The organism is Halomonas sp. AOP7-B1-5 (genome assembly GCF_052353045.1).
GTDB lineage: Bacteria > Pseudomonadota > Gammaproteobacteria > Pseudomonadales > Halomonadaceae > Vreelandella > Vreelandella colorata.
The window spans coordinates 1-13,918 of record NZ_JBQTDC010000019.1; the positions used below are offsets into that span (position 1 = coordinate 1).

The 13,918-nt window shown below is 55.6% G+C and carries 10 protein-coding genes; 2 read left to right on the plus strand and 8 right to left on the minus strand.

What is annotated here, in order from left to right; all coding sequences use genetic code 11:
- Positions 1 to 357: 357 nt before the first annotated feature.
- Both ACT3XD_RS10800 and ACT3XD_RS10805 read right to left on the minus strand, forming a co-directional pair.
- Complete coding sequence (locus ACT3XD_RS10800; protein ID WP_192538175.1) at positions 358 to 1,764, minus strand: sugar porter family MFS transporter; 1,407 nt, start codon at positions 1,762 to 1,764, stop codon at positions 358 to 360.
- Between the two features lie 102 nt (positions 1,765 to 1,866).
- Positions 1,867 to 2,637 carry an SDR family NAD(P)-dependent oxidoreductase gene (locus ACT3XD_RS10805; protein WP_192538174.1) on the minus strand — a complete coding sequence of 257 codons (771 nt, stop codon included), beginning with the start codon at positions 2,635 to 2,637 and terminating at the stop codon, positions 1,867 to 1,869.
- A 371-nt stretch (positions 2,638 to 3,008) separates the two neighbouring features.
- On the opposite strand from ACT3XD_RS10805, the gene ACT3XD_RS10810 reads away from it, so the two are divergent.
- A complete protein-coding gene (locus ACT3XD_RS10810; RefSeq protein ID WP_192538173.1) occupies positions 3,009 to 4,211 on the plus strand; it encodes an ROK family protein in 1,203 nt (400 codons plus the stop codon).
- 108 nt (positions 4,212 to 4,319) lie between these two features.
- Here ACT3XD_RS10810 and ACT3XD_RS10815 read toward each other — a convergent pair whose 3' ends face one another.
- The 5 genes from ACT3XD_RS10815 to ACT3XD_RS10835 form a co-directional block, all read right to left on the minus strand.
- Positions 4,320 to 6,065 (minus strand): IlvD/Edd family dehydratase, encoded by a 1,746-nt coding sequence (locus ACT3XD_RS10815; RefSeq protein WP_192538172.1) that lies wholly within the window; start codon positions 6,063 to 6,065, stop codon positions 4,320 to 4,322.
- A 76-nt stretch (positions 6,066 to 6,141) separates the two neighbouring features.
- Positions 6,142 to 7,152 carry an L-arabinose ABC transporter permease AraH gene (gene araH, locus ACT3XD_RS10820; RefSeq protein ID WP_192538171.1) on the minus strand — a complete coding sequence of 337 codons (1,011 nt, stop codon included), beginning with the start codon at positions 7,150 to 7,152 and terminating at the stop codon, positions 6,142 to 6,144.
- A gap of 37 nt (positions 7,153 to 7,189) precedes the next feature.
- Positions 7,190 to 8,683 carry an L-arabinose ABC transporter ATP-binding protein AraG gene (araG, locus tag ACT3XD_RS10825; RefSeq protein WP_192538170.1) on the minus strand — a complete coding sequence of 498 codons (1,494 nt, stop codon included), beginning with the start codon at positions 8,681 to 8,683 and terminating at the stop codon, positions 7,190 to 7,192.
- 38 nt (positions 8,684 to 8,721) lie between these two features.
- Positions 8,722 to 9,714, minus strand: coding sequence for an arabinose ABC transporter substrate-binding protein (locus ACT3XD_RS10830; RefSeq protein ID WP_225736160.1), 993 nt, complete (start codon positions 9,712 to 9,714; stop codon positions 8,722 to 8,724).
- Between the two features lie 73 nt (positions 9,715 to 9,787).
- Complete coding sequence (locus tag ACT3XD_RS10835; RefSeq protein ID WP_444280560.1) at positions 9,788 to 11,017, minus strand: aldose epimerase family protein; 1,230 nt, start codon at positions 11,015 to 11,017, stop codon at positions 9,788 to 9,790.
- A gap of 156 nt (positions 11,018 to 11,173) precedes the next feature.
- On the opposite strand from ACT3XD_RS10835, the gene ACT3XD_RS10840 reads away from it, so the two are divergent.
- A complete protein-coding gene (locus ACT3XD_RS10840; protein ID WP_444280561.1) occupies positions 11,174 to 12,136 on the plus strand; it encodes a LysR substrate-binding domain-containing protein in 963 nt (320 codons plus the stop codon).
- Positions 12,137 to 12,149: 13 nt separating this feature from the next.
- On the opposite strand, the gene ACT3XD_RS10845 is transcribed toward ACT3XD_RS10840, so the two are convergent.
- Positions 12,150 to 13,907 carry an IlvD/Edd family dehydratase gene (locus ACT3XD_RS10845; protein WP_444280562.1) on the minus strand — a complete coding sequence of 586 codons (1,758 nt, stop codon included), beginning with the start codon at positions 13,905 to 13,907 and terminating at the stop codon, positions 12,150 to 12,152.
- Positions 13,908 to 13,918 lie beyond the last annotated feature (11 nt).

Sequence of the window (13,918 nt, forward strand, 5' to 3'; positions counted from 1 at the left end):
TTAGGTATTGCACTCGCCATACCAAGTATATTGATGAAAGAATAAACGCATTTAAAGTCAAAAACTTAAAGATAAACAGAGCGTGCCAACTTCTTATATTTTTAATTATACTTAATAATTAACTGTTTATCTCTGGCACATGGGCCCCGTTTGGTCGAGCAAAGTGGGCAGCCTAGGGCTCCTAGCAGGCCCTCTCTACACTGCGCGATACCACCTGCTTTTTTCATACAACTAAAATAGGCTGGACGCCATCTTTTAAGATGGCGTCCAGACGTAGGTTATCCAGCGTTAATATTCACCTGCTAAAGCGTTTGTCGTTGCTCTGCGCTTCTATTTATTCCTTCAACGATCTACCGCCTACTCGTAGGCCATCTCTTCGAGCTCTTTACCGCGTGTCTCTTTGACCAGATAGATGACGAAGAATACGGAGGCAACTGCACTGATCGCGTAAAAGCCGTAAGCGCCGAACAGCCCAATGGAGGCAAGCATAATAGGGAATGTCATGGTAATGCCGAAGTTAGCCAGCCATTGGAACAGCCCTGCAATCGCCAGCCCTGAACCGCGCATTTGATTGGGGAACATCTCACCCAGCATGACCCACATAACGGGCCCCCAGGAAGCATTGAAAAACAGCACGTAGAGGTTGGCAGAAAGTAGCGCAAATACGCCCATGTCATCCGATAAACGCAGGCTGCCATCCACCATGGAGGCGGTAGAGAACGCATAGGATAGACATGCAAGTGTGCCCGCCATCCCTATAGAGCCACCCAAGAGCAGTGGCTTGCGGCCAATTTTATCGATTAAAGCAATGGCTAACAGACAAGCCCCAATACTCACAGCGCCTGAAATGACGTTGATCAGCAGTGCGTCACCCTCGGAGAAACCCACTGACTGCCATAGCACTGCGCCGTAATAGAACACCACGTTAATACCGACCAGTTGTTGGAAAACCGCTAAGCCAATCCCTACCCAGACGACACCATGGACTTTTCCAGTAGTGCGGTTGATGACATCACTCAAGCGTGGCTTATGATCTTGATTTAGGGTGGCGTTAATTTCATCGATTTTAGTACTTACATCGCGTTCAGGCATGACTAAGCCCAGCACACGGCGAGCTTCGCTCTGGCTACCAGTGCTGATTAAATAACGCGGACTCTCTGGAATGAATAACAGCGCCACCAGAAACACGGTAGCCGGAATCAGCTCAATCCAAAACATCCAGCGCCATGTCGCGAAGCCAAACCACAGCTCAGAGGTTGCCGAGCCTGCTACATAGGCCAGAACATAGTTACTCAGAAATGCCATGAAGAGGCCTGAAATGATCGCTACCTGTTGGATAGTCGCCAAGCGCCCCCGATAGGCCGATGGCGCCACTTCACTAATATAGGCTGGCGTCATTACGCTAGCGGCGCCTACGGCAAGCCCGCCAAGAATGCGATATAACACAAATTCCATGGAGCTATCTGCAACACCCGACCCCCAGGCACTGATCAGGAAAAACACAGCCGCTACAATCAGCAGCGTGCGGCGCCCAAAGCGATCCGCCAAGCGACCAGCGAAAAAAGCGCCAATCGCACAGCCGAGCAACATGGAAGCCACATTAAATCCCGTGCCTGCGCTATCAGAATTAAAAGAGGTACGTAGACCATCGACAGTGCCGTTGATAACGCCGCTATCGAAACCGAAAAGAAAACCGCCGATGGCGGCAATACAGCATATCAACAGAATATAGGATGAACGGCTTAGTGTTTTTTGTTGTGTCATGACGTCAGCTCCTTGGATTTTTTATTGAGCGTTTATTTTTCAGCAACTGCTGCTAGCAGTGTTTGTTGTGTAATGACGTAGTTTCCGTTTTATGTATTGCTATCAAGCCCACCCGGCATCCACCGCTAATTCTTGGCCGGTGATAGCCTGGCTTTCTGCGCTGGCTAAAAACAGTACGGCGGGCGCAATATGCTGGGGCTCAAGCCTTAACTTCAGACACTGACGCTCCTGAATAGCAGCTTCGTCCTCTGGGCCAATCCACTTTTCAAGCTGCCGTTCGGTCATTACCGAACCGGGCACTAGGGTATTAACACGAATATTGTGTTTGCCGAGGTCCCGCGCCAAACTTCGCGTCAGGCCGTGCGCCGCCGCTTTAGCAGTGACGTAAGCAGGTAACCCACCCAGCGCCATCTGCACGCTCACCGAACCAAAATTAATGATCGACCCTCCGCCAGCCGCAATCATTTGTTTAGCGGCGGCTTGGGCGGCAAAGAACATCGGGCGCAGGTTGAGCGACATGCGCTCATCCCAGTAGGCAACATCCACGTCGTCCCACGTGTGACGGTCGTCGTTGGCGGCATTGTTGACCAGCGTATGGATAGGTCCGACGTTTTTGCCGGTCTCCGCGATAACCTGTTGCAGGCTTGCTATGTCACGTATATCGCAGTGGTGGTAAAGCGGAGCCTGTCCGGTCTCGGCTTGCAATTTGTCAACCAATGCTCGGCTATCACCATCGTTAATATCGACGAAAACCACCCTGGCTCCTTGGTGATGAAAAGCACGGGTAAGTGCGGCACCAATGCCGCTTCCTCCCCCGGTAATAAAAACCACACGTTGTTCAAGGCTTGTATAGCGTGCTGAGGACTGGTTCATATCGACTCCCACTTAGTAAAACTTATTTACTAAGTGAAGAGTGGATGGCAAATACACATACTTCAACGAGACCTTGGTCTTGGTCCAGGTATCGGTGCGGTAAAAATAGAGGAAAAAAGGTAAGCTAATACTTCAAGAGGAACCGCTAAAGTGAAGCGATGGATACTGAGTACGGCTCGGATTCATGGATTCCATCAGCAACGATCTTGTAGCTACAAGTGGGCGCTAAGTTTTCGCGGGAATATCGCCTCTGGATTGGCGCCATTAACAACAAACGCCCACCTAGGGGTTCAGTCACTCGCAAAAGCTGTGTTAACACTGAGCCGCTATAACTGTGCTGCACAGTCCTAAGCAGCAAAGGCTTTTTTATTATGTTAACTAGTGTTCAGCAACATAGAGCGGGCGATCTTCCTTTTCTCAAACGGCTCAATCGCAGCGCCATTCTTGAGCTAGTACGCCGTTTCCCAGGCTTAACCCGGGCTGATATTGCCACCCAAGCGCAGCTAACCAAGGCGACTGTAGGGGCGGGCGTGCAATCACTCCTGGAGCTGAACTGGCTACGTGAAGGCGAGTTACAAAAAAGTAGCGGAGGCCGTCCAGGGCGGGCTCTACACCTCAATGACCAGCACTACGCCATGCTAGGCGTTGAGGTGGGAGTACATGGGCTTCGCCTGGTAGCCTGCTCTCTTTCAGGCGAGCTACTCGCCTCACATCATGAAGCGTTGGCTCCCACAACCCCCGAAATCACTGCCAAGTTACTTGCCAGTTTACTGCATACCTTGTTGGCATTACCTGAAGTCGCTGGGCGTCATTGTCTGGGTATCGGGATAGCATTACCGGGCCCTATCGCTCCTGACGAGCCTGTACTTCGACTCGCACCGAATCTGGGCTGGCAAGATGTACGCTTTCTTGACTTACTAAGGCCCCACCTGCACCAACTAGAGGGTACATGGTTAGTCGACAACGAAGCCAAGTCCGCGGCTTTCGGCGAACTCTACTTCCGCACTGGCCACATCCCTGACTCATTGGTTTACGTTAGTGCAGGGACCGGCATTGGTAGTGGCCTAGTCGAAGACCACCGTCAATTCAGCGTTACCCGCGGGGCTCAGGGCCTAGCGGGAGAAATCGGCCATACGGTGCTGCAGCCTGACGGGCTCGATTGCCACTGTGGCAACCGTGGATGCGCCGAGACGCTAGTTAGCGGCTGGGCAATACGGGCGGCACTGTCTATCGGTGACGACGAAAATCTCATTGAGGCGTTGCTGCCACGTCTCAATGAGGCGGAAGTTCAGCGTATCTTGCATCGTGCGGGTGAGGCACTTGGCATTCTGTTACTCAACATCCATCATGCCCACAACCCCTCTGAAATTGTTCTTGGAGGATCGCTGATTCAGTTGGGAACACCTTTTCTTAATCCTGCTCTGGCCTATTTCAAAAGCAACCAGAACCGCCTGCTGGGTACATCACATCAGATCCCTTTACGCGTGATTGATGACGCTACTTTCATCGCTGCCCGCGGGGCAGCCGCCCAGGTATTGGCGAATGTCATCCATGGGCCAGGTGGCCTGCTCTAATACTTTTGCCCACAAGTTCCTATTTGCAGACTCAGCGAAGACAAGACCACCTAACGTCGAAAGGTCACCGTCCGGGTGGCCTTTTGGAATTCGCGCAGCCGGCCTGCCTCAGTGCGAGTGCCGCGGTACTTCCGAACCTCGACAGCCCACCAGAAAATCAAAGTCGCAGCCCTCGTCCGCTTGCAGCACATGCTCGATATACAGCTGGCGATAGCCGCCCTGGCGGGCGATTAACGTCGAGGCCTCTGTCGGGTCGCTTTCGGCCAGGCGCGCAGTTAGCTCAGCATCGCTAATATCCAGATGCAGTCGCCCGCTGGCGCAGTCGAGCTCGATCCAGTCGCCGTTGCGTACCGCGGCCAGTGGGCCACCCGCCGCGGCTTCCGGGGCCACGTGTAATACCACGGTGCCGTAGGCGGTGCCGCTCATCCGCGCATCGGAAATACGCACCATATCGGTAATTCCCTGGGCGAGTATCTTGGGCGGCAGGCCCATATTGCCGACTTCGGCCATACCGTGATACCCGCGAGGGCCACAGTGCTTCATGACCAGAATATCATTGGCTTCAACCTCTAGATCGGGATCGTTAATGCGTGCTTTGTAATCGTCGAAGTCTTCAAACACCACCGCACGACCACGATGCTGCATCAGCTCGGCCGTCGCCGCCGAGGGCTTGAGCACCGCGCCGTTCGGCGCCAGATTGCCGCGCAGTACGCAGATGCCGCCATCCGCGGTGAGTGGGTTATCCAGCGGGCGGATTACCTCATCGTTATACAGCGGGGCATCTTTGACGTTTTCCCACAGGGTTTTGCCGTTGACGGTTAACGCATCCTTAAAGGGCAAGCGATCCGCCTCGCCCAAGCGTTTGAGCACGGCGGGCAGGCCACCCGCGTAGTAGAACTCTTCCATCAAGAAGCGCCCTGAAGGCTGCAGGTCGACCACCGTAGGGGTACCGCGTCCTACTCGACTCCAATCGTCCAGCTGAAGATCGACCCCGATCCGCCCGGCGATGGCCTTGAGGTGAATCACGGCGTTGGTCGAGCCGCCAATCGCGGCGTTGGTGCGGATGGCGTTATCAAAGGCTTCTTTGGTCAGAATTTTGGAAAGCCGTAGGTCTTCATTGACCATCTCGACAATCCGATTACCCGACAGGTGGGCAAGCACGTAGCGGCGCGAATCCACCGCTGGAATGGCGGCATTGTGGGGTAGCGAAGTGCCTAATGACTCGGCCATGCAGGCCATGGTGGAGGCAGTGCCCATGGTGTTACAGGTACCCGCGGAGCGCGACATGCCTGCTTCAGCGGCCATAAAGTCGTGCAGCGAAATTTCACCGGCTTTGACCTGCTCGGAGAGCTTCCAGACCACGGTGCCCGAGCCAATATCTTTACCCTTGTGCTTGCCGTTGAGCATCGGCCCGCCGGTGACCACAATCGTGGGGATATCACAGCTCGCCGCGCCCATTAATAGTGCCGGAGTCGTTTTGTCACAGCCGACCAGCAGTACCACTGCATCAATCGGGTTACCGCGAATCGCCTCTTCCACATCCATGCTCGCCAGGTTGCGAGTAAACATGGCGGTGGGGCGCAGGTTCGATTCGCCGTTGGAGAACACCGGAAATTCGACCGGGTAGCCGCCGGCCTCTAACACCCCTTGCTTCACATGCTCCGCCAGCTTGCGAAAGTGGGCGTTGCAGGGGGTGAGCTCCGACCAGGTATTACAGATGCCGATGATCGGCTTGCCCTGAAACTCGTGGTCGGGGATGCCTTGGTTTTTCATCCAACTGCGGTACATAAAACCGTTTTTATCGGCGGTGCCAAACCACTCGGCACTGCGTAATGGACGCTGGCGATCAGACATAGCAAAGTCTCCGTGCAAACCAGGAAGATAGGGGAGCAAAAAGTAGAATCTGGTTGGTAGAATCTGTTTTTTAGTATCAGGCTCGCTGACGGCGGGTCTGTTTCCAGCAGTCAAACATCACCGCCAGCAGCAGAATCGCCCCGCGTACCAGGTATTGATAGAAGGTCGGCACGTTAAGTAGGCCCATGGCGTTCTGCACACAGCCCATGATTAGCACGCCGACCACCACGCCGGTGATGGTGGCAACGCCACCCGACAGCGCCACCCCACCCAGCACACACGCCGAAATTACCGCAAGCTCAAGCCCCATGGAGGTGTTGGGGTCTCCCAACCCCATGCGCGAGGCCAGCAGCACCCCAACCACGCCAGCCACCACGCCTTGAAGACCGAAGACAATAATCTTGAGACGACGGACATTAACCCCGGCAAGCGACGCGGCTTCTGAATTACCGCCGGTGGCTAATACGTTACGCCCGAAGGCGGTCATATTGAGCACCACACCAAAGATCACAAAGCAGGCCAGCATGGTCCACACCGGCAGCGTCAAACCGAGAAATGAAGCGCTGCCCAGGTCAAAGAAACCCGGCACGGTGATCATCACCGCATCGCCACCTGAAGTGATATAGGCAAGCCCACGCACAAATTCCATTGCGGCCAATGTCGCAATCAGTGAGTTAATGCCGAACTTGGCAATCACAAAACCATTGAAGGCACCCACTGCGCCCCCGGCAACCACGCCGCCCATTACGCCGATAAAAACGCTACCGGTGCTGGAGGTCACTACCGCCGCGACTACCCCTGCAAAGGCCACGATCGAGGCCACCGATAGATCCACCTCGCCCAGCGCCAATACCAGCATCATGGTGGTCGCTAGGCTGCCTATCAGGGTGATCGAAAGCAGCAGCCCCACCATGTTGCGCCCGGTGAGGAAGTCGGGAATAAATACGGCTAGCGCGATAAACAGCAGAAAAAAAACGGCGATCAGGCCTGAGGTATCCAACAGTGTGCGCAGTGGCTTTATAAGCCCCTTGCGCCCGGCTGGGCGGGTCGGTTCAGCACCCTCTTGGGTTAATTTATTCGTTGTCATCACGGTTGTCCTGAACTTGTTCGATAAAGAATCGCGCTTAGGCTGGCAGCGCCAGCCCTAGCAGGCGTTCGGGAGTGGCTGACTCTTTGGGCACCACATCCACCAGCTCACCGTCGCGCATTACCGCGATCCGGTCACAGATGGAGCTCACTTCGGCCAGATCGCTGGAGATCACCACCACGCTTTTGCCCTGCTCGGCCAGATCGTAGAGCAGCGCGTAAATATCCCGCCGCGCGCCCACATCAATTCCCCGCGTTGGTTCGTCCATCACGAACAGATCGATCTCCTCAGCAAGCCAGCGGGCTAAAATAACCTTCTGCTGGTTGCCCCCCGAGAGTTTGCCTATCGGAGTACGGTGGCTGGGAGTTTTAACGCTAAGCTGCTGGATATACGACTCAGCATTGCGCCGCTCGCGGCCGGGATGGCGGAAAATTCCCCAGCGCTTAAAAAACCGCCGGCAGCTGATATTGAGGTTGTCGGCCACACTGGCTACCGGAAAGATGCCTTGTGATTTACGATCCTCCGGGCACATGGCAATGCCCGCACGGATGGCCTCCGCCGGACTTTTAAAACGTCGCGATTCACCCTGAAATGTCACGCTACCTGCCTTGGGAGCCTCCACGCCGCATACCAGCCGCAATAGCTCACTGCGGCCTGCGCCCACCAAACCAAACAACCCGAACACTTCACCGCGTTTGACGGAAAAACTCACCGGTGCGTTAAGGCCGCGCCCCTGAATATCCTCAACTGCCAACACCACATCGCCATGCTCACGGGGGCGATAGCCGTACACATCGTCAATATCACGACCGACCATCTCACTAACCAACAGGTCATGGGTAAGCTTCGACATATCCTCATGGGTACGAATATGCTGGCCGTCGCGGAAGATGGTGACCGCATCGCACATCTCGAACACCTCTTCCATGCGATGGGTCACATACAGCACCACCCGCCCCTCGTCGCGTAGCCGTTTGACGATACGTTTAAGCTGACGGATTTCCTGTATGGAAAGGCTGCTGGTGGGTTCATCAAAAGCAATCACGCGCGCATCGCGCAGCAGCGCACGGCCAATCTCGATCATCTGCTGTTGGCCAATGGAGAGCTCGCGCACTTTGGTCGAGGGATGAATGCCGCCCTCGCCAAGGTCGGCGAGAATCGCCAGCGCTCTTTCGCGCAGCTGACGCCGGTTCACGAACCCCTGCCGCGTAGGCAGCTGGCCCAGCAGCAGGTTTTCAGCCACCGACATATTGGGCGAGAGGGTGAGCTCCTGATAGATGATCGCGATCCCCTCACGCAACGCCTCACGGGCGTTACCGAACACATGGCGCTGACCATCAATCCAGAGCGCGCCTTCCGCAACGCGATTCACTCCGCTAAGCACTTTAAGCAGTGTCGACTTCCCCGCGCCGTTCTCCCCCATCAGCGCATGCACCTGGCCGGTCCGGGCAGAAAAGCTCACGCCATCCAACGCGCGTACGCCAGGAAACACTACACTGATGCCATCAAAGCGAAGATATGGATCAGACATACTCAAGCACTCCACCAGTAGCCCGTGACAGGAAGCCGTTACAGGCCAAGATCGGCGCGCACTTCTTCCCAGTTATCACGCGTCATTAACGTACCGGTCGTTTCGGTATTGGCCTGCGGCTCCTCGCCTTCGCTAATCCAGCGGTAGAGGTCTTCAGCGGTTTGGCGGCCGTGCATAGTGGAGCTGACCGCGACGGTACCGTGAAAGCCGGTAGGGTTATTACGGGAAAACTCGGCAAACGCCGCGCCTGAGCCGTTGATTCCTACCCCAATCACATCTTCCGCCGCCAGACCGTACTGTTCGGTCGCCCTGACACCACCGAGTACGCTCTCTTCATTAAGCGCGTAAATGACCCAGTGCTCGTATCCGCCGCGCTGGGAAAGCACCGGTGATGCTGCCGAAAAAGCGCCGCTGGTATCGGTGCTTTGTTGAGGTGCGTCGAATATATTTTCTTCCGGGAAGCCCGACGCAAGCAGTGCCTGGGTCGCACCGTCCGTCCGCTCTACGGCCGTCGGCAGCTCGTTATTGGTAATACGCAGCGCGCCAACGTCTTGCGGGTCCCAGCCACGCGCTTCCATTTCAGCGGCAATCGCCTCGCCTACCTGTTGGCCAATTTTGGTACCTGACATCCCCAGATGCGGCACGCCTTCCATCGGCTCACCGCTGGAGGTTACAAACTGATCATCCACGGTGACCACTTTCATGCCGTACTGCTCGGCACGGTTCATAATCGCAGGCCCCAAGCGCACATCGGGCGGACAAATGACAAACCCCTGCGCGCCCTGGGCGTAGAGGTTATCAATCGCGCTGAGTACTTCCTGGCCATCCTCACCGCCTAAGCGCACGACCTGAAAACCAAGTTCTTCACCAGCGTCGGTGGCTGCTTGCTGTTCGTTAATGAACCAGGCCTGCTCTGGTTTCTTGACGATAAAGCCAATTTTCACGTCGTCCTGTGCCTGCACAGAACCCAGCGAGGCCAACATGATCGCGCTACCCAGCGCCAAACGCGTAAACGTGGTTACCATGCCCATTGTTGTGCTCCTGACGTTCTAATGATTGTTAATGTAATTAAAATTAGTGTCGGCTGCTGACAAGGCGAATGGGTTAGGTGTCCATATCGTCCTGGGCAGAAAAGCGAAAGACCGTGCGTGACTGGTAAGTCTCGCCCGGTTCTAAAATCGTGCTGGGGAAAGCATCCTGATTGGGTGAATCGGGGAAATGCTGGGTTTCCAGCGCGAAGCCTGAGCGCTGCGGATAGGCTTGGCCGCTTTTACCGGTCAGGTCGCCGGTCAAAAAGTTACCTGAATAGAACTGAATACCGGGCTCGGTGGTTTCGATTTCCAGCATCCGCCCGCTTTGTGGCTCCCACACTTTGGCCGCCATTACCAGATCACCGCGCTCAGCGTCATCGCGGTTAAGCACAAAATTATGGTCGTAACCGCCGCCGAAGGAGAGCTGTTCGTTGTCCTGCTCAATGCGCTCGCCGATGGGTGTAGCCTGAGTAAAATCAAACGGTGTGCCTTCAACCGGTTGCAGCTCGCCCGTCGGAATCAGGGTCTCACTGACCGGGGTAAAGGCATCAGCGTTGAGCATAAGCTGATGATCAAGAATGGAGTCGTTGCCCTCACCCTTGAGGTTGAAATAGCTATGCTGGGTGAGGTTGATGGGCGTTGCCTTGTCAGTTTCTGCCTTGTAATCGACAATCAAGCTATCGTCATCGGTCAGCGTATAGGTCACTTGTGTTTCCAACCGGCCGGGGTAACCCTCTTCGCCATCTTCGCTGATATAGCGCAGCACAAGCCCTGTACCTTCGTCATTCTTAAATGGCTCGGCTTCCCAAAGCACCCTATCAAAACCCTGTTGACCGCCGTGCAGATGGTTATCGCCATCATTGGTGGCAAGCGTGTAGGTTTCACCCTCAAGCGTGAACTGCCCTTCGGCAATGCGGTTACCGTAGCGCCCGATAATGGCGCCGAAGTAAGGGTTAGCCTTGCGATACTCATCGGATAAATACTCGTCCAACGAATCGAATCCCAGCACGATATCGGCGACATTGCCTTCCAGGTCAGGGGTCTTTAGCGAAAGGATCGTACCGCCATAGCTGGCCACCCGCAGTTCAATGCCGTTGGCGTTAGTGAGTTGATAAACGTCTACTTGACGGCCATCAGGCAGTTGACCAAACACGGATTTGCCAACGCCGTGCTCTGCTTCACTATTTGCCATGGATTCCTTATCAGTTTGCGCCTGGGCCACGTTTATCAATAGTGCAGCGGTGCCTGCACTCAGCAGCAGCATTGAGCCAGCGCGACGTATTTGGGGATGCATGATAGGCATAACATTTCTCCTATTATGTTTATTGTTGTTATTAACGCGACATGATTGCCGCTATTACACGCCCTACAGTAGACAGCTTTACCATAACCAACCAATATGCAAATGCATCAAATTCGATATCTTTATGGCTATCAGAAACATTAGAAGGCTTATTTCATGGGTGTCCTTGACGAGAACTGGTTTCTTCACGCACGACTAAAGTTGCGTCATTTTCAGCTATTTTTAGCGCTTGATGAGCAGCGCAACCTGCACCGTGCTGCCGCCCAGCTAAAGATGAGCCAGCCTGCCGCCTCAAAACTGCTCAGTGACCTGGAGACGAACTTGGGGGTTCGTCTGTTCGAGCGCCATCCACGTGGCTTAACACCTAATTGGTATGGAGAGGTAATGATTCGCCACGCGCATAGCGTGCTTTCAGCGTTGCGCCATACCGGAGAGGAGTTAACCGCCTTACGCGACGGCAATATGGGCACCGTGGCAGTGGGAACGGTTATGGCGCCCGCCGTTACGTTACTTACCAGCGCTATCGAGCGAGTACACAGAGACCGGCCGGGGCTTAAAATCAGTGTGGATGTCGATGTCAGTAAGGCGCTGGTGCCGCGTTTGCTTGAAGGTGAGCTGGATTTTGCTATTACGCGCATTCCGTCAGGCGTGGATGTAGAGCGTTTTGTCTTTGAAGAAATTGGCGAGGAAGAGCTGTGCTTTGTGTGCCGTGAGGGGCACCCGCTAGCGGGGAAAACCCCGTTGAGCCTCGCCGATATGGCCATCTACCCGTGGTCCTTACAGCCACCCGGCGCGCTGATGCGTCAACGGGTAGATAGCCTGTTTTTACATCATCAGGTAGCACCGCCCAGCCAGGTCGTCGACACCGCGGATGTGCTTGTGTCTTTAGCCCTGGTCGACAAATCCGATACCATCACGGTGACCACCCGCGAAACGGCGGACCTGCTTTGCGCGCCTCAGCGCTTTCAGCTGCTACCCTTCGTCGAAGCGCTGCGTGTTCAGCCCTACGGCTTGGTCAGCTTGCGCCACCAGCGACTCTCGCCGGGTGCTGCGGTATTAATGAGCACCCTGCGCGAAATAATCGCCCAGAATGCTCAACAGGAAGATCCTCTTCAGTAGACGTAGCGAGGGCTTAGTGAGAATGACGTGGTACTTCAGAACCCCGACAGCCCACCAGAAAGTCAAAGTCGCAGCCCTCGTCCGCTTGTAGCACATGCTCGATATACAGCTGGCGGTAGCCGCCTTGACTAGCGATAAGTGTCGAGGCTGCCGTGGCATCGAACTCGGTCAAACGGGCGGCAATTTCCTCGTCACTCACCTCCAGGTTGAGTCGCCCGCTGGCGCAGTCGAGTTCGATCCAGTCGCCGTTGCGCACTGCGGCCAGTGGGCCACCCGCTGCCGCTTCCGGGGCCACGTGCAGTACCACGGTGCCATAAGCGGTGCCGCTCATCCGGGCATCAGAGATGCGCACCATATCGGTCACGCCCTGGGCGAGGATCTTGGGCGGCAGGCCCATATTGCCGACTTCGGCCATACCGTGATAACCCCGCGGGCCGCAGTGTTTCATGACCAGAATGTCGTTGGCTTCAACGTCCAGATCAGGGTCGTTGATGCGTGCCTTGTAATCGTCGAAGTCTTCAAACACTACCGCACGGCCACGGTGCTGCATGAGTTCGGCGGTCGCCGCGGAGGGCTTTAATACGGCGCCGTTGGGTGCCAAGTTGCCGCGCAGCACGCAGATACCGCCGTCTGCGGTGAGTGGGTTATCCAGCGGGCGGATTACCTCGTCGTTATACAGCGGAGCATCTTTAACGTTTTCCCACAAGGTTTTGCCGTTAACGGTTAATGCATCCTTGAAGGGCAAGCGATCCGCCTCACCTAGGCGTTTGAGCACGGCGGGCAGACCGCCCGCGTAGTAGAACTCCTCCATCAGAAAGCGTCCCGACGGCTGAAGGTCGACCACCGTGGGGGTACCCCGCCCTACCCGGCTCCAGTCGTCCAGTTGGAGATCGACCCCGATACGCCCGGCGATGGCCTTGAGGTGAATCACTGCGTTGGTCGAACCACCAATCGCGGCGTTAGTGCGGATGGCGTTATCAAAGGCTTCTTTAGTAAGAATTTTGGAGAGATTGAGATCTTCATTGACCATCTCGACGATCCGGTTGCCCGACAGATGGGCAAGCACGTAGCGGCGCGAATCCACCGCCGGGATTGCGGCGTTATGGGGTAGCGAAGTGCCTAACGACTCGGCCATGCAGGCCATGGTGGAGGCGGTGCCCATGGTGTTACAGGTTCCGGCAGAGCGTGACATGCCCGCCTCGGCAGCCATAAAGTCATGCAGCGAGATTTCGCCAGCCTTGACCTGCTCGGAGAGTTTCCAGACCACGGTGCCCGAGCCGATATCCTTGCCCTTATGCTTGCCGTTCAGCATCGGTCCGCCGGTGACCACAATGGTGGGGATATCGCAGCTCGCCGCGCCCATCAGTAGCGCCGGGGTGGTTTTATCGCAGCCGACCAGCAGCACCACCGCATCAATCGGGTTGCCGCGAATGGCTTCCTCGACATCCATGCTGGCGAGATTACGGGTAAACATCGCGGTCGGGCGCAGGTTGGACTCACCACTGGAGAACACCGGAAACTCCACTGGGTAGCCACCGGCTTCCAGCACGCCCTGCTTGACGTGCTCCGCAAGCTTACGAAAGTGAGCATTGCAGGGGGTTAATTCCGACCAGGTATTACAGATGCCGATAATCGGCTTGCCCTGAAATTCATGGTCGGGAATGCCCTGGTTCTTCATCCAGCTGCGGTACATAAAGCCATTTTTGTCGGCGGTGCCAAACCATTCGGCTGAACGTAGATAAGATTTATTTTCTTTAGATGAGTCGCTCATGATCTCTCCTT